This window comes from Chloroflexota bacterium (assembly GCA_035652535.1).
Taxonomy (GTDB): domain Bacteria; phylum Chloroflexota; class UBA6077; order UBA6077; family SHYK01; genus DASRDP01.
This window is the reverse complement of the sequence record DASRDP010000117.1, coordinates 16,858-40,366: the sequence shown is the minus strand read 5'-3', so window position 1 is coordinate 40,366 and position 23,509 is coordinate 16,858. Positions and strand designations below refer to the sequence as shown.

The window sequence follows — 23,509 nt, the reverse complement described above, 5'->3', positions numbered from 1 at the left end:
CTGCGCGCGCGCCTGGATGCCGCGGTTGTAGCTATCGATGTTCCGTGCGGAGCAGGCCGCGAAAAGCTTGTAGCGACGCTCCATCTCCTTGAGCGCCCATTTCAGCGTGCCTACCACCTTGTCCATCTCAGTGATCACGGGCATGCGCAGATGGGGCACGCCGTTATAGGCGATCAGCTCGACCATCTTGGGGTCGATCATGAGGAGCTGCAGCTCGTCTGGCGTGAACTGGGAGAGCATCGATGCGATGAGGGTATTGATGCAGACGCTCTTTCCCGACCCCGTCGCGCCGGCAATCAGCAGATGGGGCATGCGCGCCAAATCTCCGACGAGCGACTTCCCGGCGATGTCCTTTCCCAGGGCCAGAGGGATGCGCGCCCTTGACCGCTCAGCGGCCGTGCTCTCCATGACTTCGCGCAGCGTGACGAGGGAGACGGACGAGTTGGGCACCTCGATCCCCAACATGCGACGCCCCGGGACCGGCGCTTCGATGCGGATGGAGGTTGACCCGAGTCGAAGCGCGAGGTCGTTGACGCGAGCGGTGATTCTGCTGACCGGTACGCCCGTCGCCGGCTCCACGCCGAACTGCGTCACGACCGGCCCTTGGTTCGCCTCCACCACTCGAGCGTCGATATTGAAGCTGGCCAGCGTTTCTTCGATGATTTGCGCCTGTTGTCGAAGCTCCCCCGCTGGCCGCTCGACGGACTTTCGCGCATGGAACATGGTTAGGGGGGGTGTCTTCCATCGGGAGGAGCGTGGCTGGGCGCCAGGCGCGTCTGGGACTGTCGCGTTGAGAGAATCCGTCGCGGGAATGGCGTGGGCCGAATCGTCATGCTGCGCCCGTGCTGGGCGCTCACGCCGCGCCTGGCTTGATTCGTGCCGATTGATGGTGAACTCGGGCCGGTGGATGCGCGATCGAAGCGCCGACGCCCCCCGAAGCCCGAGACGGACTGCGGCGACGATCCAGGTGGCGGTGGCGACAGGAGAGACGCGCATCGCGATGAAGAGCGAGGGGACGAGGGCGAGGATGAGCACGCCGACGGTCGATGGGGTCCCGAACCACGCTTGGAGGCTATCGGCCACCCAACGGCCGACCAGTCCGCCGCCCGGCGCGTCGTCCGGCCCCCCGCGCCGCTGGGCCTCCAGTGCTGCGATTCCCAGAAGCGCGAATGTGGCCACGGCTCCCGCGCCCAGCCTCGTCCAGGGCCACGGCCGTGGGTGGATCCGGCGCGAGATCAACAGGAGCGCGACGAGCCCGATCCAGACCGCAGCGCCGGGCGCAAGCCAGCCAAAGAGCCGACCGAGCAGGCGGCCGATCGGTTGCGCCACCGCGCCCTCCGCGTGGAGGGCTGACAGGAGCGCGACGAGCGACGCCGCGACGAGGGCGAATCCTAAGGCGTCGAGCGTGACGCGGCCCAGAGCCGCTGCGGCCGGACTCGACTGCCCCGAGCGCCGCGTCGCCGCGCGCCTTGCGCGCGATTGCTGGGCCATCGTCCGGGTCAGTTTCTTACCACAGAGACATCTGCTGCGGCTCGGGAGCGGCTGGCGCGCTCACGGCGACCGGCGTCTCTGCCGTTTCACGCTGCTCGATCCGGGCGATGATGGCCGGGAGGTTACGGAAGTCCTGTTCGAGCACTGCGCGCAGGCTACCCTGGTGGAGGGCCGCGGCAGGGTGGTACATCGCGCAGACGGTCATGCCGTTGCACGGTATGGCTCGGCCGTGCACGTCGCGCATCGACCGCACCGGCGAGACGAATCGACTCAACGAGTGGCGACCCAGCGTAACGATGAGCTTGGGGCGAATGGCGGCGATCTGGGCCCGCAGGAATCCGTCGCACGCCTCCAGCTCGTCCGGCTCTGGATCCCGGTTGCCCGGCGGCCGGTGCTTTACGACGTTCGTAATAAACACGTCGGCGCGGGAAAGGCCGGCGAGCTTGAGCAGCTCGTCGAGGAACTGGCCGGCGGGTCCGACAAACGGCTTGCCCTGCTGGTCTTCGTAGAAGCCCGGCGCCTCGCCGATGAACATGATCTTGGCGTTGGGGTTTCCTTCACCGGGCACCGGACGCGCGCTTCCCATGCCGAGCTTGCAGGCTCGACAGCGCGCAACCTGCTCCCGAATCTCTTGGAGTGTGGAACCGTCCAATGCTGCGTCCCTGTGTCGGGGGTCGGCCATGGGCAGGGGGCCGGGCCGGCATCGTAGCATCGCGGCAGAACGGCCGTCAACGCCCGCGGTCGGACTGAGACAAAGCCGTGATGCAGGCCGGTCGCCATCTCGCGTGCAGGGACTGTGGCGCCGCGAGTTCTCCGATTCGTCCTTCGGAAGGTCGGCTCAGCCGCCCGGTACCCCGTCGTTACTGAGCCTCGTCCACCGTCACCGACCACGTGGCGCCGAAGGTCTGCACATTCACGACGTAGTCTCCCGGCGGACGACTGAGGTACTTGTCGCCCTCTCCGGGTGAAGTGGCGAATGCGTCCGGAAATTTGGTGGCCTGGCCCTGTGGCTGATCGGCCGGCTGCAGAAAGACGAAGAGGAGCGCGGCCTGATTTCCGGATGCCATGTCGAGCTGGTAGTGCAGCTTTACGACGTTGCCCGACAGCTTGAACGGGTTCGAGTGCTGGCTATCGGTGCCAGATAGTTCGAGCCGAGAGGTCCATTGGGTGTCCGTCCCGGGGGGAGCAACGGTCTGCTCCGAAAATTGCGCTGCGAGGTCGGTCGCGAACGGAAGCGGCGGCAGCGTCGCCGACGCTTGCGGGGTGCCCGCAGCCGTGCTCGATGGCTCACTGCTGGGAACCGATGGGGTCAGGCTCTTAATGGTGAGAATTGCGAGGAACACAACAACCGCGACGATCAGTGCGCGTTGAATGAGCGTCGGCATTCTTTCTCGCTGGATGTGATTTTGCGGGGGCTCGCGAGCCCGACCGCGCTAAGCAGCGGACGATGCGAGACGAGCAGATTACGGCTGGACAGCGGCTGGCGCCGTTCAGCACGCCCGGCGCGCGGTCCCCATTCTGCGCGTCCAGGCCGCGCATTCTCGCGGCACCATACCACATGCCACGCTCCGCGACAGGGCGGATTCGTGTTGCCGGGCCATTTCTGGATGCGGTAGGATGGCCGTGAGGCCGGCAGCTCCGGCTTCAGTTAGGGAGTCTGTGGACGACTTACCGAGTCAACGCGAGGCCCAGGACAACCGAATAGCTTGGCGGACCGAGGTCCGCGTGGGAGCCTGGGCCGCGGTGGCGCCTCCCGCCTAACCGCCCCACCTGTCGCCAGCATCGCTGGCTCCCCCGCGCACGGCACACAGAACCTCTCTCACCCCGCGCTTGGACGGCGTGCCCGCCACTCGATTGTCTGCCCTCTCGTCCTCTGGGGGTACGGCGATGCGTTTGGAACCGACTGGGGTCGATGTTCGCCATGTGCGCGACGTGCTCGCGACCGGCAGCCGGGCGGCAGCCCAGGACCTCGTTTGGCTGAGCCCGTCGGAGCTTGCTGAAGTCCTGCTGCAGCTCGACGCCGTCGAGCTCGCGACGCTCGACCTCGCCCTCGGCCCGGACAGGCTGGCCGACGCCGTGGCGCAGCTCGACCCGAGCGAGGCGGCCGAGCTGCTCATTCGATTCAGTCGCGCGGCGGCCGCCGACATCCTCGAGGAGATGGAGCCAGACGACGCCACCGACGTCGTCGACGAGCTGAAACAGTCCGAGGCGGAAGACATCCTGGCGCAGATGGAGGCCGAGGAAGCGAAGGAGATCAGGGACCTCCTCACGTACCCATCGGACACCGCCGGCGGACGAATGACGCCAGAGTATGTGGCGATCGGTCCCGATCTGACGGTGGCCGCGGCAATGCGCCTGCTTCGCACGCAGGCGCCATCCGCGGAAACGATCTACTACGTCTACGTGACCGAGCCAGAGGGGCGGCTTCTCGGTGTTGTGAGCCTGCGCGACCTCGTCGTTGCGGATCCCCTATCCCGCATCGGGGACATCATGCGCACGCAGGTGCTATCGGTCCCGGCCGACGCGGACCAGGAGCTTGCCGCGGGCGTCCTCACCGAGAACGACCTGCTTGCCCTGCCCGTAGTCGATGAAGGGGGGCACCTGATTGGCGTGATCACTGCCGACGACGTGGCCGACGTTCTCGAAGAAGAGGCGACGGAAGACATCGAGCGCTTGGGCGGCTCCCAACCGCTCGACGTTCCCTATCTACGCGCCACCATTGTGCAAATGGCGCGGAAGCGAATCGGCTGGCTGTTAATCCTCTTCGTGGCCGAGGCATACACGGGCACCGTGCTCCGCCACTTCGAGGACACGATGGCCGCGGTGGTCTCGCTCACGTTCTTCATTCCGCTCCTCATCGGCACGGGAGGGAACGTCGGTTCGCAGATCACGACGACCCTTACCCGCGCTCTGGCCGTCGGCGACGTTCGCTTGCGCGACCTGCTGCGTGTGCTTCGCAAGGAGCTGTGTACGGGCGTCATCGTGGGCGTCATCATGGGATCGGTCAGCTTTGTCCGCGCCGTGACGCTCGGGGTCGAGCCGCCAGTTCGGATCGTCGTCGCCGTCTCGGCGCTGGCCATCGTGCTATGGGCGTCGGCCGTCGCGGCCGTCCTGCCGCTGATCCTGCGGCGGTTCCGCATCGACCCCGCCGTTGTCTCAGCGCCGTTCATCGCAACGCTCGTCGATGGCACGGGGTTGATGATCTACTTCACCGTGGCGGACCGTTTGATGGGCCTGAATGCCTGACCGCGGCTAAAGCGGGTACGGTACCTGGTGGGCGAGGCGCACCTCGGCGTGCGTAGCCGAGGATTCCATGATCGCGAGAATCACTTCGAGAGTCGCCATCCCCCAGCGCGCATCGGGAAACGTTGGTCTCGCCTCGCGCACCGCGGCGGCAAGCTCGGCAAGCTCGCTCGCATGGCCGGTGTCCGTGTCGCAGGAGATCTCGCTCTTGCCCGCGTCCGAGTAGATGTACAAGCCGTCTGGCGACTGTCGAATGTCTCCGCGCTCGCAGCTCACGATGGTGAGGCCGTAGAAGGGCTGATGACGGTCCGCACGAGCGCGCTCCCTTGCCTCATAGCCGGCCTCGGTGTACTCGGGTAGCGCGTACTTCGCCTCGGGGTCGAACGGCCTGGTCAATCGCTCCCGGGCGGCGTAGAGCTGGTCCTCCGGCGTCTGCTGGCCGCCCTCGCCGATCCCCCAGGTCAGCTCCGTCACGTTGAAGTGCGCATACCCGTTGAGGCTCATGAGACACGGAGTGCCGTCCTCGAATTCGAGGAACGCGCTGTAATTTCCCTCGGTATTGAAGTTCGGGTCCCACCGGCCGGTGATCGCCCGAACTGACTTCACCATACCGCCGCCGATGCAGCGGACGACGTCGGTCTGATGTGGCCCCTGTCGATACACCACGCCGCCGCCGGTGGCCGTGTCGACCTCGGTTGCCAGGCGTGGCTGGTTCAGCCAGTTGCGGTAGTTCCACGTGTTGATCTGGATGATCCGGCCCAGCCGACCGCTCGCCGCCACCTCGCGTATCTTGCGCACCGGCGGGTTGTAGATCTTGGAGTGGCCTTGGACGTACTTGACGCCATTGCGATCGACGGCGTCGATCATGGCTTGCGCCTGCGCCAGGCTCAGGGCCATCGGCTTTTCGCAGATGACGTGTTTCCCATGGTTCGCGGCCAGAAGCGTGTGCTCCATGTGGAGAACGTTGGGTGTGGCCACCCAGACCGCATCGACGTCGGGTGACTTGCACATCGCCTCGACGCTCTTGAAGGTTCGCACGCCCCGGGCGGCGAACTCTTCCAACGCTGATGCGCGAATATCCGCGACGGCGGCCAGCTCCACACCGGGCACATGTTTGAAGGATGGGAGGACCTGGCGGGCGCCGGCGCCAAGCCCCGCCATTCCAACTCGAAGCACATCAGCCATCCCAGTTCTCTCCACGCTTCACTATTTGCCCTCGGTCATTCCTCGTGGACCGTTACCGATGTGATCCGCACGTCCTGGGTGGGGACGGACATCTCACCCCTCGGACTCGCCTGGACGGGCACGGCGGCGATCTTGTCGACGACATCCATCCCGCCGGTCACCTGGCCGAAGATCGTGTAGTTCGGCGGAAGATTGGCCCTGGTCCCTTGCACGATGAAGAACTGACTCCCATTGGTGTTTGGGCCGGCGTTGGCCATGGCTACGATGCCGGGATCGTACGCGCGTTTCACCGGCTCGTCGGCAAACCGGTAGCCTGGCCCGCCGCTCCCCGTCCCGGTCGGATCGCCCGTCTGGATCATGAACCCCTTGATAATTCGGTGGAACTTCACGTTCTCGTAGAAGCCCTGCCTGGCCAAAAAGACGAAATTATTCACGGTCTTCGGCGCGTCATCGGTGAGGAGCGCGATCTGGATGTCGCCAAGCGTCGTGGCGATGGTGGCGGAATAGTGTCTGGCCGGGTCGAGCTCCATCTCTGGCGGCGATGACCACTGCATTGGCGCGCGCTGCTGATTTGGCGCGGCCGACGGCTGGGGTGACGATTGCTGGCCGGGTGGCTGGCTTCGGGGTGGCTGTTGCTGTTGCACTTGACATCCCCCAATTACGATTAGCAGGGCGATGCCGGCAACGGCCCACCCGAGGAGAGCTGGAACGCGATTCATCCGTGATCTCTTCCTCCGCAGACAGCATCGTAACGGATTGCGACGGGCGGGGCACACTTGCGCCCCGGCGACCGGGACGTGATCATGTGGGGAACCGGGGCCCTTGGGGAACTCGCGCTTCGAATGGAGGACCGACAGGGTGGAAGCGACGCATCGGCGGCATCGTGAGAACTGGGCAGACGAAGCGTACGTGGAGGATTGGCTCGGGCGACAACCTGCGCGAGCAGCGGAGCGCGAGACCCATTTTCGCTTGATTCGATCCCTCATTCCCCACACCGCGGACGAGGTGTTCTCATACATCAATCTCGGCGCGGGTGACGGGTGGCTCGACGAGTTCATCCTCGAACGCTTTGGACGGGCGACGGCGACGCTTCTCGACGGCTCGGCGCTGATGGGAGAGCGGGCGCAGGAGCGCCTGCATCGGTTCGCCGACCGGGTGCGGACGATCCGAGCGGACCTCAGTACGTCCCAGTGGATCGCCGTTGCCGGGAGCGGCTACGACTTAGCCGTCTCGTCCATCGCGCTCCACAACCTCCGCGACCCGTTGCGCATTCGCGACCTCTACCGGGAGGTGTACGGCCTGCTGGCGGATGGCGCGATGTTTCTCAACTTCGACTATGTGCGGCTGGCGAATCCCGAGCTGCGGCCTCTCGTCCAACTCGCGGGCACCGACGCGGAAGCGCCCTTCAGCCAGACGATCCGCGGGGGACATGGCGGTGCACCGGGCACCATTGAGGAGCAGCTCGTCTGGATGCGCGAGGCGGGATTCTCGCTGGTCGATTGTTTCTGGAAGGAGTTTGACACCACGCTTTTCGGCGGATTCAAAGGCGCGGCTCGTGTTCCCACTCCTGTCTAGGGCCGGATCTCTCGCGTTACTCCTCGTCGCCCTGGTCCTCACCAGCTCGTGCATGGCGTCAGGCATTCCAGATCCGTCGGACTTCTTTCCTCCAGCGTCGCGCGCAGGGGGCTCGAGGAGCGCGCCGAGCGGCGCGTTGCCGGGATCGGCCCCCGCTGACAGCGTTGGCACCTCACGCGCTTCCCTGGAGCTCTCGGTATTGGATCTCGACAGCGTGTATCGCACGGTGGCCGACGAGTACGTGGACCATGTCGATGGGGCGACCCTCGTGCGGGGCGCAATGAATGGCTTCCACGACGCCGCCGTGGAAGCCGGCCTCATGCCGATCGATTCGGCCTTGGTCGAAACCGTGCCGTTGACCTCGACGGGCAATGACGAGCAGGACTGGCTTCGACTGGCGCGAGCCTTCCAGACGTTCGTCGACAAGATTGGGACGCGCGGTGACGTGAACGCCGTCGCCGACGGGACGATTCGCGGCCTGCTCGACAGCATCGGGGATTCTGACTCGGTGTTTCTCGATCGACGAGCCGTGCAGGCCCGACAGGAGGGCGGCATCGTGGGCATCGGCGTGACGCTGGCTGCTCCGGGGTCGACCGGCTCGCCCATCGTGCGCGAGGTTCTGCCCGGAAGTCCAGCGGCGGAAGCAGACGTCCGCTCTGGCGACACGATTGTCCAGGTGGATGGTGTGTCGACCGAATCCATGACGCTGGCCGACGTTGTGCGGGCAATTCGGGGCCCCGAAGCAACCCCGGTGACCATTGCGCTGCAAGCGGCTGAGGAAGCCACCGCCCGCGAGGTGACGGTCACCCGGGCGCCGCTTCGGGTTCCTGCCGTTCAAGCGACGAATATCGAAGGCGTCGAGTACGTGCGAATTCGCTCGTTTCGCGACGGTGTTGCGGATTCGGTCCGCGAGCAGCTCGTCTCGTCGCTCGACCGCGGCGCGTCGGGATGGGTCGTCGATCTTCGTGGGAACAGCGGCGGAAGCCTCACCGAGGTCGCAAGCGTTGCCTCCATTTTCCTCGGCGACGACATCGTCGGGATCGAAATCGACCGCGCCCGGCGCCGGGTGCCGATTCAGGGGCGTGGCGCTCCGATTGGGTCGCGACCGACCACAATCGTGCTGGTGGACGAGGGCACGGCCTCCGGCGCCGAAGTGCTCGCCGCTGCCCTGAAGGAGCGAGGCCTCGCGACGCTCGTGGGCATGCCGACGGCCGGCCGGGTGCGCGTCGGGTCCGTCATTCCCCTGTCCGACGGGTCGGCTGCGCAAATCACCACGGAGCGCGTCTTGAGTCCCTCGGGCGGGGACCTCGACGGTATCGGGGTTCGCCCGGATGTGCTGGTGAGTGAATCCGCCGACGATTGGGTGCACGGCGATGACCCGCAGCTCGATCGTGCGCTCGCCGAGCTCGGCGCTCGACCCTGAGCGTCCCAGCGCCAACAACCGGCCAACAGCCGAAGGTTGACGCCTCTGAGAGGCGAGACCTAATATCTCGCCGTGAACTCCCCAGTCGGCGTAGGCCGCTTGTCATTGGAGGCGTCAGGGTGAGCATCTTTGATCGGAAGAAGGAGCCTAGCCGGGATGATATTGCCGCTCGGCTGAATGCCTATGTGTCCCAGCCCTTCCAAGCGGTACCGGCGCCGCCGCCTCAGGAGCCCGCGGGTGAAGACACCTCTGACGCCACGATCATCGCGCCCCTCGATTCGCCGAGCCCGGAGCCCCAGCGCGCAGAACCGGCGCCGGCGGCCGTTCATCAGCCCATCCATGCTGCCGCGCAGCAGCCGCCGCCCGCGGCTCAGCAACCGCTCGCCGCTGTTCAGCCGCCACCGCCGCCCCGCCCGTCGCCCGAGCCCATCGTCACCACCGGGCAGTTCAAGGCCCAGGCGGCGGCCGTGGCCGGCCGGCCCTTCTTTCCCGCGCGGCCGGAATCGCTCGATGCTACGGGGCTCCCGCGCGCGTTCATTCTCGACCTCATCGTCCGAGTGCTCTATCAGAGCACCGAGCTGGTCGGCGCTACTATCGCCGACCGTATTGCGCTTCCCTTCGCGGGCGTGGTCGGCCCGATCCTCGAATCCCTCCGGCATGATCAGGAGCTCGAGGTAAAGGGTCAGCGCGGGATCGGCGACGCCGGCTACCTCTATGGGATCACCGAAAAAGGCGCGCGCCACGCGCGTGATTCCATGGAGCGATTGACGTATACGGGCCCGGCGCCGGTCCCGCTCTCCCAGTACATCGACGCGGTGCTGGCCCAGTCCGTTCGCAACGTGGTGGTGACGCAGGAGAACATCCGCGACGCATTCTCCGATCTCATCATCAACGACGACATTCTGGATATGGTGGGGCCGGCTATCAACTCCGGTTCATCCATGTTCCTCTTCGGCTATCCAGGGAACGGCAAGACGTCGATCGCGGAGCGCATTACGAAGCTCATGGGTGATAGCATCTTCGTTCCCTACGCGGTAGAGGTGGATGGCGCCGTAATCACGGTCTTCGATGCCATTAACCACACGCCCATCGAAGAGAATGGGCCGGATGGACAGCCGGTCAAACCGACATGGGACACACGATGGGTAAAGATCGAACGACCCGTCGTGATGGTCGGCGGCGAGCTGACCATGGCAAGCCTCGACCTGCTTTACAACGACATCGGTAAGTACTACGAAGCACCGCTGCAAATGAAGGCCAACGGCGGCATGTTTCTCATCGACGACTTTGGCCGGCAGATGATTCGGCCCCAAGACTTGCTCAACCGATGGATCGTACCCCTGGAGAAGCGCGTCGATTTCTTGAACCTCGTTACGGGAAAGAAGCTGTCCATTCCGTTCGAGCAGCTCATCGTATTCTCGACGAATCTCGATCCTGGCGATCTGGTAGACGACGCTTTCCTGCGCCGAATCAAATTCAAGATCAACGTGGTCGACCCGGACATCTCGCAGTTCAAGGCGATCTTCCAATTCATGTGCGACCGTCGCGGCGTGCCGTTTGACGAGAATATGTTCCAGTACATGCTGGATCGGTATTACAAACCGAAGAATCGTCCGCTGCGCATGTGCCATCCGCGCGACATCATTGATCAAATCATCGCGATCGCGAAGTACAAAATGGTCCCCGCAAGAATGACTGAGTCGCTGATCGATCGTGCTTGCGAGACGTATTTCGTAAGTATCGGGGGATAGCGAATTCTGCCACCGGCCTGGCGCGTGCACCAGGCCCAATAACACGCGTCCGATGTGAAAGGATTCCTTCGCATTTCCGGTCGGTTGGTGTACAATAGCAGCGGCTTCTCGCAATATTGGCCGCGGTGGGGTTTCCTGCGGAGAATCAAACGTCGGGGAGTGAAAGATGCCAAACTTTCGTCGGCTCAGTGCCGAGGAAGTCGCAGCTATGCGTGCACGTCGGCGCGGATCAGTTGATCTTAGCGAGTACAGCGATTTCATTCGGGCCCTCGACATTGGCGAAGGCGGCGAGGTCGTTCTGGGAGAAAATGAACAGAAGCGCACCGTGAAACGACGATTGACGCGTGCAGCGCGCCAACTCAGTAAAGACGTCCGCTACCGTCGCAGTGAAGGAAATACGATTAGATTCGAGGTTCGTAGCCCGACCAGCAACTAGCGCTCGGTAATTGGCACCTTGAGGGCTCGCTCTGACCCCGGGGCGAGCCCTTTACTCGTCTCTTCAACCCACGCACTTCGCACCGGTTGAGCGCCAATGACACAGAGGTTCCCGTCGGCACCGGCGCAACGCGGCGCCCGCGTTGAATTCCGCTCCGTCACCAAGCGCTTCAGCGACCGCTCGTCCGACGGCGGTCGGTGGATCGCAGGCGTGGAGGGCCTGACCCTAGAGGTTGAACCAGGCGAGATCTGCGTGCTGGTCGGTCCAAGCGGGTGCGGCAAGACCACGACGTTGCGCATGGTCAACCGCCTCATCGAGCCAACCAGCGGACAGATCCTTCTCGACGGGTGCGACGTGGCGACTCTTGACCTCGTCGCTCTCCGTCGCCGCATCGGATATGTCATCCAGCAGATCGGCCTGTTCCCGCACCAGACCGTGGGCGAGAACGTGGCGACCGTGCCTCGCCTTCTCGGTTGGGACAGAAAGCGAATCGAAGCTCGTGTGGACGAGCTGATCAGCCTCGTGGGCCTCGACCCAGCGCGTGTCCGCGGCGCCTATCCAGCCCAGCTCTCCGGTGGAGAGCGCCAGCGGATCGGCGTTGCGCGCGCCATGGCAGCCGAGCCGCCCGTCCTGCTCATGGACGAGCCGTTCGGCGCTGTGGACCCCATCGTTCGCAGCCGCCTGCAAGACGAATTCTTGCGTATTCAGCGCGCCTTATCGACGACGGTGATATTCGTCACCCACGATATCGATGAGGCGATCAAGATCGGCACTCGCGTCGCGGTCATGCAGGAGGGGGGACGCCTCGTCCAGTACAGCCGTCCGATGGATCTCCTGCTGAGGCCGGCCAACGAGTACGTGGCGCGCTTCGTGGGCTCGGACCGCGTGCTCAAGAGCCTCGCCCTCGTATCCGTCGACGATCTCGCCATCGATCATCGTGCGCGGCCGCCAGCTACAGCCCACCGCGTGGCCCGGGACACGACCGCGCTCGAGGCCCTCGGCCTGCTCGTCGCCACCGACGATCACGTTGCCGCCGTGGTCGACGACCGCGGGGAGACCATCGGCGTGCTGCGGCTCGATGCGTTCACTGCCTCCCTCGGCGCGCACCTCGACGCCGCCGCCGCGCGTTCATCGCCGGACTCCCCCGCGGCCGTTGCCCGCGAGCGGCGGCAATCCGGCGATGCCTGACGAACCGCTGGTCCGCTGGGACTGGATCGCCGGCCACCTGGACGAGGTTGCGCGCCGGCTGGGCGAGCACCTCACGTTGACGCTCCTCGCGGTGTCCATCGGGTTTGTCGTGTCGTTCGCCCTGAGCCTGGTCGTTCGTCGTTACGCGCGGGCGGCCGGTCCGATCACATGGGCTGCCGGCGTGCTCTATACGATCCCGAGCCTCGCCCTCTTCGCCCTACTCATCCCCTTCACCGGACTCACGGTCGTGACTGCGGAGGTGGGCCTTGTCAGCTACACGCTGCTCATCTTGATCCGGGCTATCGTCGGCGGACTCGAATCCATTCCCGCGGAGGTCCGCGACACCGCGCTCGGCATGGGCTTTACCCCGAGCCAGATCCTGTGGCGGGTGGAGCTTCCCCTCGCCGCGCCGGTCATCATCGCCGGGGTTCGGGTCGCGACGGTCACCACGATCGGACTCACGACGGTCACGGCGCTGATCGGACAGGGCGGCCTGGGGTTCTTCATCCTCGACGGGCTGCAGCGTTTCTTCACGACGCCGCTGCTCTTGGGCGCTGTGCTTTCGGTGGCCCTCGCGGTCGCCGCGGACGTCGCCCTGGTCGGTTTCCAGCGGCTCATCACTCCGTGGGCTCGGGCGACCCGCTGATGGAGTTTCTCGCGAGCGTGGGCCGTTGGTGCGCGGACCCTGCGCACTGGCAGGGCACGGACGGCATCCCCGTTCGGCTGGGCGAGCACGTGGTCCTCTCCGCCGTTGCCTTGCTGTGTGCGACGGCAATCGCGCTTCCTATCGGCGTTGCGCTGGGCCACACCGGTCGCGGCGGAGTCGCGGCGATCAATGTCGCCAACATCGGCCGTGCGCTTCCATCCATGGCGATGCTCGCCTTCGCGCTGCCGGTCGCCTTTGCGTTGCACCTGGGGCTGGGATTCTGGCCGACGATGTTGGCCATGGTTCCCCTGGGCATTCCGGCGGTCCTTACCAACAGCTACGTGGCTATCCGCGTCGTCGACCGCGACGTTGTGGACGTCGCGCATGCCGTTGGGATGACCGAGTGGCAGGTGCTCCGCCACGTGGAGCTGCCCCTTGCCGCGTCGATTATCGTGGCCGGCGTGCGGAACGCGGCGGTGGCGATCGTCGCCACGGCGACGCTTGGCGCGCTGGTTGCGAGCGGCGGCCTCGGCCGCTACATCGTGGATGGCCTCGCGCGACAGGAATATGAGCGGCTTTTCGTCGGGGCGGTACTCGTGGCGCTTCTGTCTGTAGCCACCGAATGGGCGTTCGGTCTGGTCGAGCGGGCGGTCGTCAGTCCTGGCTCTGCGGTCGATCGGTCACAGCAGAGCGATGTCTGGCGCCGCGCCGCGCCGTCCTCCCTCTCTGTGGACGCCGGCAGAGGGTAGGCACCCCACGTGGCGGACGGGGATGGTCATTGCCCGCGCGTTTCCTTGCCCGCCAACGTGCGTATCTGTCAATGTATGGGCAAAGTTGCGCCGGACAAGGGAATCCGGGGAAAGATGGGAAGCAATGGGAACGAGGCGCCTCGCTGTCCTCCTCGCCTTCATCGTCGCCACCGGCCTGGTTGCCTGTTCGCGGCCTGCGGCGCCGAGCGGCGGAAAGCCGACCGTTCGCATCGGCTCGACGAATTTTCCCGAGCAGCTTGTGCTCGCGGAGCTATACGGCCAGGTACTGGAAGCCAATGGATATTCGGTCGAGCGGCACCTGAACCTCGGGACGCGCGAGATCGTCGCGCCAGCTCTCGAATCGGGTCAGATCGACATGTACCCCGAATACCTGGCGACGTACCTCACGTTCGTCACGAAAGATCCATCGAAGGCTTCTTCGGATCCGGCGGCGACGCAGCGAGCCCTGCAGGACGCCCTGCAGCCCAAGGGGATCACGGTGTTGAACTACGCGCCCGCTGTTGACACCAACGGGCTCGTCGTCACATCCAATACCGCCACGCGAGACAATATCTCGCGTGTGAGCGATCTCGTCCGGTTCAACGACCAGTTCGTGCTGGGCGGTCCGCCGGAATGTCCCGACCGCCCGTTTTGCCTCCCCGGATTTGCCAGCACCTACGGCCTCCGCTTCAAGGAGTTCAAGGCCCTCGACGCTGGAGGTCCCCTAACGGTCACCGCGCTGAAGGACAGTCAGGTCGACGTCGCCGTCCTCTTCACGACCGACGCCCGAATTCAGACGGAGGGCTTTGTCTTGCTGGAAGACGACAAGCACCTCCAGCTCGCGGACAACGTGGCGCCCGTCGTCCGAAACGATCTTCTCAGCAAGGCTTCCGCGGATTTCAAAGATCTCGTCAACGCGGTGAGCGCCAAAGTCACCACGCAGGAGCTGACGGGTCTGAACAAGCAGGTCGGCGTGGACAAGAAAGATGCGAAGGACGTCGCCGCTGCCTGGCTCAAGACGAACGGTCTGACCCGTTGACGCGGAGGGCCGAGCGCTGCGTCCGCGACACGTGCCGGCTCGTGCGGTCAAAGAAACGCAGCGGCTCGCGGGCCCAGGCTCCGGCGTAGGCGACGCCGATCCTGGGTGACGTCCCGATCGCGGTGGCTTCGACCGGGCACCCCGCCGTGATGCGCAGCTCGCTGGACGTCAGGTCCGCGCGATTCCATCGGCCGTCCAGCCCGTAGGCCCGACAGAGCTTGCCGGGGCCGTCCGTAGCCTGGATGAGCCCTTCCACCGGCTCGACGGCGCGGATCAGAACCGCGCACGGGGAACCCACCGCCCCAGTCACGGCGTTGAGGCACCAGTACATCCCGTAGACGAGATAGATGTATGCGTGGCCCGCTTCCTCGTACATTGGCGCCGTGCGCCGCGTGTGGCCATGCGATGCGTGAGAGGCGAGGTCCCGTTCCCCAAGGTATGCTTCGACCTCGACGAGCCGCCCGATCATCGGGCTTTGCCCGGGCGGCTGGAACGCCAGGTACCGGCCGAGAAGATCGCGCGCGACCTCGACGGTGTCGCGTACGTAAAAGGCACGGGGCAGCGGCTCCAGGACGCTCGAATTCACCGCGGCCGGCGCGGCGGGGTCGGTCATTGGGGCGTCAACGCTCCCATGTACGTGGCCGCCTCGCGCACGTAGCCGTCGGCGCTCTCCAGCAGTTCGGCCAGCTCCGCGTCGGACACCGTCCGGACGACGCGTCCGGGGCTACCCAGCACGAGGGAGCGGGGAGGGATGACCTTCCCTTCCGTGACCAGCGCGTTCGCGCCGACGATGCTTCCCCAGCCGATGGTGCATCCGGTCAGAAGCACCGCGTTCATCCCGACGAGGACCTGGCGTTCTATCGTGCATCCATGGACGGTGACGCCATGCCCGATGGTCACGTCTTCGCCGATCACAGCCGGGTGCGCGTAGTCGACGTGAACCGTGCAATTGTCCTGGATGTTCGTTCGCGCTCCGACCGTGATCGGCTGGATATCGCCGCGAAGCACCGCGTTAAACCAAATGTTGACGTCGTCGGCGAGTGTGACGTGTCCAATGATGTGCGCACCGTCGGCGATGAATACCCGTCGACCGATCGTCGGCATGACGCCGCGATAGGCGTGAACTGGCATAGGCTCATCTCCCTTGTCAACGCAAAAGATACGGTATTCGCCTTACCGTTAGGCGAACGCTTGGTAAGAAACTCCCTACGCGCCGCGCAGAACAGCGCTCCAGAGCGGGATGAGCCCCAGCACGAGCGCGAGCGCGAAGAATGCAAGCGCGAGAATCGGCCATGCCGACGACCGCCGCGGCGTGGTCGCTGGGAGCGCTGGTCGCGGGGAGGGCAACCCCCGCTCGATGCGCGGTGGCGGGGCCTCTGGCCGGGCAGCGGGGCGGGAGATCGGCTGGACGACGCGGGTGGGCTGATCGCACACGTCGTCTGTTGAGAGGAGCAGCTCGCGGACGAGCGCTCCCGCCGTGGCGGGTCGATCCTCTGGCCGCTTTGCCAGCGCGTGCATGATCGCGGCCGAGAGCCCTGCGGGGACCCGAGGATCCGCGGCGGCCGGCGCGATTGGTGGGTCCGACACGTGCCGCGTCGCGATTTGAACCGGGTTGTCGCCGTCGAAAGGCAGCCTGCCCGTCGCCATCTCGTAGAGCACGATGCCGAGGGAGTAGATATCGCTCGACGGCGTCGCGGGCTCGCCCCGGGCCTGCTCCGGCGATATGTACTGCACGGTGCCGAGTATGGTGCCGGCCTCCGTCACCGACGCGGCTCCCTTGGCGACTGCGATGCCGAAATCCACCAGCTTCGCCGCGCCCTCCGGCGAGACGAGGATGTTGTGGGACTTCACGTCTCGGTGGACGACGCCGGCAAGGTGCGCGGATTCCAGCGCCTTGCCCACCTGAATCCCGATGTCCACCGTCCGTTCGGGCGTGAGCGGTCCGTCGCGGACGAGTTCTTTGATTGACTGACCCTCCACGAACTCCATGACGATGAAGTAACGCGCGTCGTCGTGGTCGACGTCGTACACGTCGACGATGCCGGGGTGCTTGAGCTGCGCGACGGCGAGCGCCTCCCGTCGGAAGCGCGTCACGAACGCATCGTCCGCGACGTACTGGGGGTGCATGACCTTGATGGCCACGCGGCGACTGAGGTGGGTGTCCTCCCCTTCGTAGACAGTCGCCATCCCGCCCGACCCGATCTGGCGACCGAGCCGATACCGCTGCGCAAGCATCTCGCTCAATCGCCAAGCTCCGGCCGAGGAATCGGGGCACTGCCGCCCCGTTCGCATTCTAGCGAACGGGTTCCCATTCCCACCATGCGTGCGGCGCAGGGCGTGTGTCAGGCGGGCGGAGGCTCCGGCGCCTCGGGTGACGACGCGGGCGAGGGCGGCGAGGCGGGAGGCCCCGCGAGCGCCAGGTCGACGGCGCGAAAGCGGGGCGGAACGAGGGGCGGAATCCGACCGAGTGCGCTCGGCCCGATAGTATCGGCCGGCAGGGCGCGGCGCAGCGCGACCAGCTCGTTCGAGATCTGGCCGATCCGCGCCTTGATCTGCGCCAGCTGGTCCGGCTCGGCCTCCTGGGCAAGGATCGACAGCTCTGGAAGCTCGGCGGCGAGCCGGGCGGCGCGGAGCTGGCCGCCGATGGCGCCGCAGAGCGCCTGGACCTGCGCGTCGGTCAGCCGCTCGATCTCTTCGGTGGCTGCGCGAACGCGCTGGATAGGCTCGTCGAGCCACGGGTCATCGGTGATCTCCAGCAGATCGGGGCGCCACTCCCCGCCAAGGCTCTCGCGAGATGTGAGTTCCAGCATTCGCAACACGAGGGCGCGCGCGGCTGGATCGCGGAAGTCGTCGGGGTCGATGTCCGGGATTCCGAATCCTCGCTGGATCGCGGCGACAAAGAGGGCGATGGCGTAGTGCTGGTCGGTGGCGCGCGGGGCGGCCGACGGCTGGAGGGCACGTCCCGCCGACAACGCGCGGGAGCTGCTGAGGCGCCGCGGATCGCGCCCGGCGCTTCGAACACGGGTGATCAGGGCCGCGGAATCGACGTGCAGTTGATGGGCGGCAAGCTCGACATAATGGGCCTGCTCGATGGGGTCGACCACGGCCTGCAGGAGCGGCACGAGCGCCTCCGCCGCCTCGGATTTTCCCCGCGCGGTGGCCAGGTCATGACGCGCCGCGATGTGGTCGATGGCGTGATCGACCAGCGGGCGGGCGGACGCGATGGCGGCCCGCCAACGGTCCGGGTTTTCCAGAACAAGCTCGTCCGGGTCTTTTCCATCGGGCAGGACCGCGACCGAGATGGTGGCTCGCGAGCCGGCTTGGTACCGGACCAGCCCGCGCCACGTGGGAACCGGCACGGCCGCGTCGGCGAGGGCTGCCCGCCCAACCTCGGCGCTGCGGAGGACGGCCGACTCACCAGCCGCGTCCGGGTCGAGGGCAAGGCAAATGGATGGCGCCAGCCGCGCGAGCTGGCGCAGGTGGCGCTCGGTGATGGACGTCCCCAGCGTGGCGACGACGTTCTGAAAGCCGGCCTGGTGCGCGATCACGACGTCGACGTATCCCTCGACGATGACAGCCTGCCGCTCTTTGCGGATCGCCGAGGCGCCAGCGTGGAGGCCGAAGAGCACGGCGCTCTTGTCGAATAGCTCCGTCTGCGGGCCGTTCAGGTACTTCGGCACGGCGTCCGACGTCAGCCCTCGCGCGCCGAAGCTCACGATGCGTCCTTCGATGTCGCGAATGGGGAACATCAGGCGATGGTGGTAGCGATCGCGCGGGGGGCCCTCGTCTGGCTCGTAGAGGAGGCCGGCGGCGCTCAGCTCTTCGGTGGTGAAGCCCTGGCGGCGGAGGTGGTCGTGAAGGCGGTTCGTGCCCTGGGGCGCCAGGCCGAGGAGGAACGACTGGATCGTGTCGGCGGTGATGCCGCGCTTGGCGACGTATTCCCGCGCGGCCGACGAGCCGAGGAGGAGGCCGTGAAAGTAGATGGCCGCGGCCTCGTTCGCTGCGTAGAGTCGCTCGTTCGCATTGTGCTGCTTGCCGCCCTCCCGCGCGTGTGTGATGACGATCCCGATTCGGTCGGCGAGGCGGCGAAGCGCTTCGGGGAAGGTCAGGTTCTCGATCTTCATGAGGAACGAGAACACGTCCCCGCCCTCCCCACATCCGAAGCAGTGCCAGTGTCCGGTGTCGGGAAACACGACGAATGACGGCGTCTTCTCCGAATGAAACGGACACAGCGCCTTGAACGTCCGCCCGGCCTTCTTGAGGGAAACGTACTGCCCCACAAGGTCGACGATGTCGACCCCTGCGCGCACCTGCTCGACGGGAGACGATTCCATCAGCGCCTGACGTAGTTCCAGGTGAACTTCGCGACGACGAGGGTGATGCAGGTCGTGACGGTGAGCCCGCAGAGCAGGAGGAAGAAGGTGATCACGCCGATGACGTCCACGCGCTGCGCACCTACTTGGCCGAATACTCGCCGGAGAGCTGTGCCTGAGCGGCCGCGAGTCGTGCGACGGGCACCCGGAACGGGGAGCAGCTCACGTAGTTCAGGCCAGCGCTGTTGAAGAACGCGATGGACGCCGGGTCTCCGCCGTGCTCCCCGCACACGCCGATCTCCAGGTCGGGACGCTGCTGCCGCCCGGCGTCCACGGCGAGCTGCACGAGCTTTCCCACGCCTGACCGATCCAGGGTCTGGAACGGGTTTTCCGGCAGGATCTTTTCCTGCAGGTAGCGCGCGAGGAACTTCCCCTCCGCGTCGTCGCGCGAAAAGGCGAACGTCATCTGGGTCAGGTCGTTGGTCCCGAAGCTGAAGAACTCGGCCGACTGCGCGATCTCATCCGCGGTGAGAGCCGCGCGCGGGACTTCGATCATCGTGCCGAACTTGTAGGCGACGTTCACGCCCTGCTCGTCCATGACGCGTCGGGCCGTCTCCTCTAGCTGCCCGCGGACACGGTTCAGCTCGTTGACGTGGCCCACGAGTGGGATCATGATCTCTGGTCGCGCGTCCACGCCCTCCCGCTTCAACTCACACGCCGCCTCGAAGATGGCGCGCACCTGCATCTCGTTGATGCCGGGAAACATCAGCCCGAGTCGGCAGCCGCGAAGTCCGAGCATCGGGTTCGCCTCGCGGAGGGATTCGACGGCGCTGAGGAGCATCTCCTTGCGCTCCAGCTCGCCGGCCTGCGGATCTTCGCGGCGCAGCCGATCGACCTCGAGGAGGAGGTCTTCGTGGCGCGGCAGAAACTCGTGGAGTGGAGGATCGAGAAGGCGAATGACCACGGGGAGGCCTTCCATCGCCCGGAGGATGCCCTTGAAGTCCTCTCGTTGGATCGGGAGGAGCTGGCTCAGGGCCTCCTCGAACTCATCGCGCGCGGGCCCCAGCTCCGCCTCGAGAGCCGTCAGCCGCCGCTCGAGGTCGGGGCGGCGGCCGTCTGGCGCCTCGGCGATCTGCTCGCGCAGATTCTCCGATTCGATTCGCAGGCGCGCGGCCTGGGGCGCGGCAAGGATCATCCTCTGGACGATGGGGAGGCGCTCCTGCTCCATAAACATGTGCTCGGTTCGGCACAGGCCGATTCCCTGCGCGCCGAACTCCCGCGCCCGCTGTGCATCCCGGGGATAGTCGCCGTTCGCCCAAATCTGCAGGCGGCGACGCTCGTCCGCCCAGGAGAGCACCTCCAGCAGCTCGCGCTGGTCCTCGATGTTCGGCGGGATGCTCTCGATCTCGCCCGCGAACACCTCGCCGGTCGCGCCGTCGATGGAGATCCAGTCCTCCTCATGCAGCGTTCGGTCCCCGACGGTCATCGACCGCCCGTTGAGGTCCACGCTGATGGACTCCGCGCCGACGACGGCCGGCTTGCCCATGCCGCGCGCCACGACGGCCGCGTGGCTCGTCTTGCCGCCGCGTGAGGTGAGCACGCCCTGGGCGGGGATCATGCCGTGGACGTCGTCGGGCGAGGTCTCCGGCCGCACCAGGATGACCTTCTCGCCGGCGTGGCCGAGCTGATCGGCGCGATCCGGGTCGAAGATCGCCTTCCCGTATGCCGCGCCGGGAGACGCCGAGATCCCGACAGTCAGCAGACGGCCGTCCTGAACCGCTCGCTCCTTGGCGGCGGGGTCGAAGCGCGGGAGTAGAAGCTGGACGACGTGGTCGGGCTGCACCCGAAGCAGCGCCTCGTCTTTGCTGATGAGGCCCTCGTGCACCATATCGGCGGCGATTCGGACGGCGGCCGCGGCCGTGCGTTGCGCGGTGCGCGTCTGCAGCATGAAGAGCCGTCCGCGCTCCACCGTGAACTCGACGTCTTGCACGTCGCGGTAATGTTTCTCGAGGCGGTCGGTGATCTCGGTGAACTGCCGATAGATCTCCGGCAGCACGCGCGGCATCTCCGCGATCGGCATGGGCGTGCGAATACCCGCGACGACGTCCTCGCCCTGCGCGTTCACCAGGAAGTCGCCGTAGAGGGCGCGCTCGCCCGTGGACGGGTTCCGCGTGAAGGCGACGCCGGTCCCCGAATCGTTCCCCATGTTCCCGAACACCATCGTCTGCACGTTCACGGCGGTTCCGAGGTCGTGGGGGATCTTGTTGGCCTCGCGGTAGACGACTGCCCGATCGCCCATCCAGGACTCGAACACGGCCGCGATGGCGAGCTGGAGCTGGTCCATCGGGTCGGATGGGAAGTCTTTGCCAGCCTCGCGGCGGACGGCGTGCTTGAAACGCTCGACGACCTGTGCGAGGGCGGCCGCGTCCAGGTCGGTGTCCGCCTGCGCTCCGCGCACGTGCTTGGCCTGTTCGAGGATCTCCTCGAAGATCGAGGCGGAGATCCCCATCACGATGCGTCCATAGAGCTGGATGAAACGGCGGTAGGCGTCCTGGGCGAAGCGCGGGTTGTCGGTGAGGCGCGCCAGGCCCAGGACGGTCTCGTCGTTGAGCCCCAGGTTGAGCACGGTGTCCATCATGCCGGGCATGGAGAACGCGGCGCCGGAGCGCACGGACACGAGCAGGGGGTTTGCGGCGTCGCCGAGGCGCTTTCCCGTCTTCTGCTCGATGACTTTCAGGGCGTCGAGCGTCTGGTCCCACATGCCTGCGGGGAACTTCTTCCCGCTGGCGTAGAAGGCGTTGCACGCTTCCGTCGTGATCGTGAAGCCGGGAGGCACGGGCAGATCCGCTCGGGTCATCTCCGCGCACCCTGCGCCCTTGCCCCCAAGGAGGGAGCGCATCGACGCACTGCCCTCCTCGAAGAGGTAGACCCACTTCTTCGTGGTCACGCGCTGTTGGTCGCGCGCGGCTGCCGGGGCTGGTGTCTCCATTGACATCTCGCTGCTCTCCTCCTCGAGTCAGGCGTTCGTCGCGCGGCGGTCGGTGGGCCACGCTGCCCGAGACCCGGCCGCGAAGGCGTCAGTCAGTGGCCATGTGCTGGTCAAGCCAGGGAACGATGTCGGCGATGGCGATGCGCTCCTGTGTCATGCTGTCGCGGTCCCGAACCGTCACGGTCCCGTCCTCGAGCGATTGAAAGTCCGGTGTGACGCAAAAGGGCGTCCCGATTTCGTCTTGCCGACGGTAGCGCCGTCCGATAGACCCTGTCTCATCATACGCTGTCATAAAGCGCTTGCGAATTGTGGCGCGAATGGACTTCGCCAGGTTGATGAGGTCCGGCTTCCGCTGCAGCGGCAGCACGGCGGCCTTGTAGGGCGCGATGGACGGGTGAAAGCGCAGGACGACGCGCATCTCATCCCCGTCGGGCTCCTCGTCGTAGGCGTCCAGGAGGAACGCCATTGTCGCGCGGCTGGCGCCGGCGGCGGGCTCGATGACCTCCGGTCGGACGTGCCGCTTGGTTTCTTCGTCGTAGTAGCGGAGATCCTCGCCGCTGTATTCCTCGTGCTGGCTCAAGTCGTAGTCGCCGCGATTGGCGATCCCCTCCAGCTCCCCCCAACCAAAGGGATACTTGAACTCGATGTCGTACGTGCCCCGGGAGTAGTGGGCCAGCTCCTCGGTTTCGTGAGCGCGCAGGCGCAGATTTTCCGAGCGGATGCCATGACGCTCGTACCAGGCTTTCCGCTCGGACACCCAGTAGTCCAGCCACTCGTCCGAGGTTCCGGGCATGACGAAGAACTCCATCTCCATCTGCTCGAACTCGCGCGTCCGATAGATGAAATTGCCCGGCGTGATCTCGTTCCGGAACGACTTGCCGATCTGGGCGATGCCAAAAGGCGGCCGCATCCGCAGCGCCGTCTGCACAAGCTTGAAGTTGATGAAGATCCCCTGGGCGGTCTCGGGCCGCAGATACGCCACCGCGGCGTCGTTCTCGACCGGTCCGACGTAGGTTTTGAACATCAGATTGAACTGGCGGGCTTCGGTGACCTCGCCGCCGCATTCCGGGCAGCGGCCGTCGGCCAGCTCGTCAAGCCGCCACCGCTTGCCGCACCCGCGGCAGTCGACGAGGGGATCCGTAAAGTGGGTCACGTGCCCCGATGCTTCCCACACGCGCGGGTGCAGGATGATCGAGGAATCGAGCGCCACGATGTCGTCGCGCTCCTGGACCATGGCTCGCATCCAGGCCGCCTTCACGTTCTCTTTCAAGAGGACGCCCAGGGGTCCATAGTCCCATGAGTTCGCGAAACCGCCATAGATCTCGCTCGACGGGAACACGAAGCCCCGCCGCTTGGCGAGGGAGACGACCTTTGCCGTATCCGTTAGCTCGTAGGTGCTCTGACGCAACCGATCTGTCCTTTCGTTCAGCGAAGCGAGATATCGCGGCGCTGATGAGGCGATTGCCCGCGCGTCGTCTCTC

At 66.0% G+C, this 23,509-nt stretch carries 19 protein-coding genes; 8 read left to right on the top strand and 11 right to left on the bottom strand.

The genetic code is table 11. The features are described from left to right. The 3 genes from VFC51_14825 to VFC51_14815 form a co-directional block, all read right to left on the bottom strand. Nucleotides 1–1,329, bottom strand: a 1,329-nt coding sequence (locus tag VFC51_14825; protein ID HZT08296.1) for a DNA translocase FtsK 4TM domain-containing protein, incomplete at its 3' end; no start/stop codon positions are given. A gap of 178 nt (nucleotides 1,330–1,507) precedes the next feature. Next, complete coding sequence (locus tag VFC51_14820; GenBank protein HZT08295.1) at nucleotides 1,508–2,143, bottom strand: uracil-DNA glycosylase; 636 nt, start codon at nucleotides 2,141–2,143, stop codon at nucleotides 1,508–1,510. A 208-nt stretch (nucleotides 2,144–2,351) separates the two neighbouring features. After that, the gene (locus VFC51_14815; GenBank protein HZT08294.1) at nucleotides 2,352–2,876 is read right to left on the bottom strand and encodes a hypothetical protein; all 525 of its coding nucleotides are present in this window, start codon (nucleotides 2,874–2,876) and stop codon (nucleotides 2,352–2,354) included. A gap of 502 nt (nucleotides 2,877–3,378) precedes the next feature. Between VFC51_14815 and mgtE the strand changes: the two genes are divergently transcribed. Then, nucleotides 3,379–4,737, top strand: a complete 1,359-nt coding sequence (gene mgtE, locus VFC51_14810) for a magnesium transporter (protein ID HZT08293.1) — start codon at nucleotides 3,379–3,381, stop codon at nucleotides 4,735–4,737. A gap of 6 nt (nucleotides 4,738–4,743) precedes the next feature. Here the strand turns inward: mgtE and VFC51_14805 are convergent, their stop codons facing one another. Both VFC51_14805 and VFC51_14800 read right to left on the bottom strand, forming a co-directional pair. After that, nucleotides 4,744–5,919 (bottom strand): Gfo/Idh/MocA family oxidoreductase, encoded by a 1,176-nt coding sequence (locus VFC51_14805; GenBank protein HZT08292.1) that lies wholly within the window; start codon nucleotides 5,917–5,919, stop codon nucleotides 4,744–4,746. Between the two features lie 35 nt (nucleotides 5,920–5,954). Continuing rightward, nucleotides 5,955–6,473, bottom strand: a complete 519-nt coding sequence (locus tag VFC51_14800) for a peptidylprolyl isomerase (GenBank protein ID HZT08291.1) — start codon at nucleotides 6,471–6,473, stop codon at nucleotides 5,955–5,957. A gap of 304 nt (nucleotides 6,474–6,777) precedes the next feature. Here VFC51_14800 and VFC51_14795 point away from each other — a divergent pair, with 304 nt between their 5' ends. From VFC51_14795 to VFC51_14765, 7 genes are all read left to right on the top strand, one after another. Next, nucleotides 6,778–7,494, top strand: coding sequence for a class I SAM-dependent methyltransferase (locus tag VFC51_14795; protein HZT08290.1), 717 nt, complete (start codon nucleotides 6,778–6,780; stop codon nucleotides 7,492–7,494). 199 nt (nucleotides 7,495–7,693) lie between these two features. After that, complete coding sequence (locus VFC51_14790; GenBank protein HZT08289.1) at nucleotides 7,694–8,917, top strand: S41 family peptidase; 1,224 nt, start codon at nucleotides 7,694–7,696, stop codon at nucleotides 8,915–8,917. Nucleotides 8,918–9,036: 119 nt separating this feature from the next. After that, entirely contained in the window at nucleotides 9,037–10,668 is a 1,632-nt protein-coding gene (locus tag VFC51_14785) for an ATP-binding protein (protein HZT08288.1), read from the top strand. Nucleotides 10,669–11,200: 532 nt separating this feature from the next. Continuing rightward, on the top strand, nucleotides 11,201–12,292 hold the full coding sequence (locus VFC51_14780; protein HZT08287.1) for an ABC transporter ATP-binding protein: 1,092 nt from the start codon (nucleotides 11,201–11,203) through the stop codon (nucleotides 12,290–12,292). Next, on the top strand, nucleotides 12,285–12,938 hold the full coding sequence (locus VFC51_14775) for an ABC transporter permease (protein ID HZT08286.1): 654 nt from the start codon (nucleotides 12,285–12,287) through the stop codon (nucleotides 12,936–12,938). The genes VFC51_14780 and VFC51_14775 overlap by 8 nt, the downstream gene beginning before the upstream one ends. Further along, nucleotides 12,938–13,687, top strand: coding sequence for an ABC transporter permease (locus VFC51_14770; protein HZT08285.1), 750 nt, complete (start codon nucleotides 12,938–12,940; stop codon nucleotides 13,685–13,687). Before VFC51_14775 ends, VFC51_14770 begins: the two co-directional genes overlap by 1 nt. Before the next feature lie 124 nt (nucleotides 13,688–13,811). After that, entirely contained in the window at nucleotides 13,812–14,726 is a 915-nt protein-coding gene (locus VFC51_14765) for an ABC transporter substrate-binding protein (protein HZT08284.1), read from the top strand. On the opposite strand, the gene VFC51_14760 is transcribed toward VFC51_14765, so the two are convergent. The 6 genes from VFC51_14760 to VFC51_14735 all read right to left on the bottom strand — a co-directional run bounded on the left by VFC51_14760 (nucleotide 14,701) and on the right by VFC51_14735 (nucleotide 23,436). Further along, nucleotides 14,701–15,339 (bottom strand): DNA-3-methyladenine glycosylase, encoded by a 639-nt coding sequence (locus VFC51_14760; GenBank protein HZT08283.1) that lies wholly within the window; start codon nucleotides 15,337–15,339, stop codon nucleotides 14,701–14,703. The genes VFC51_14765 and VFC51_14760 overlap by 26 nt on opposite strands. After that, nucleotides 15,336–15,857 carry a gamma carbonic anhydrase family protein gene (locus tag VFC51_14755; GenBank protein ID HZT08282.1) on the bottom strand — a complete coding sequence of 174 codons (522 nt, stop codon included), beginning with the start codon at nucleotides 15,855–15,857 and terminating at the stop codon, nucleotides 15,336–15,338. Before VFC51_14755 ends, VFC51_14760 begins: the two co-directional genes overlap by 4 nt. Nucleotides 15,858–15,932: 75 nt before the next feature. Next, nucleotides 15,933–16,961: a protein kinase gene (locus VFC51_14750; protein ID HZT08281.1), complete on the bottom strand. Its 1,029-nt coding sequence runs from the start codon at nucleotides 16,959–16,961 to the stop codon at nucleotides 15,933–15,935. A gap of 107 nt (nucleotides 16,962–17,068) precedes the next feature. After that, nucleotides 17,069–19,060, bottom strand: a complete 1,992-nt coding sequence (gene dnaG, locus VFC51_14745; GenBank protein ID HZT08280.1) for a DNA primase — start codon at nucleotides 19,058–19,060, stop codon at nucleotides 17,069–17,071. Between the two features lie 121 nt (nucleotides 19,061–19,181). Then, nucleotides 19,182–22,028, bottom strand: coding sequence for a pyruvate, phosphate dikinase (ppdK, locus tag VFC51_14740; GenBank protein ID HZT08279.1), 2,847 nt, complete (start codon nucleotides 22,026–22,028; stop codon nucleotides 19,182–19,184). Nucleotides 22,029–22,116: 88 nt separating this feature from the next. Beyond that, nucleotides 22,117–23,436, bottom strand: a complete 1,320-nt coding sequence (locus tag VFC51_14735) for a glycine--tRNA ligase (GenBank protein HZT08278.1) — start codon at nucleotides 23,434–23,436, stop codon at nucleotides 22,117–22,119. Nucleotides 23,437–23,509 lie beyond the last annotated feature (73 nt).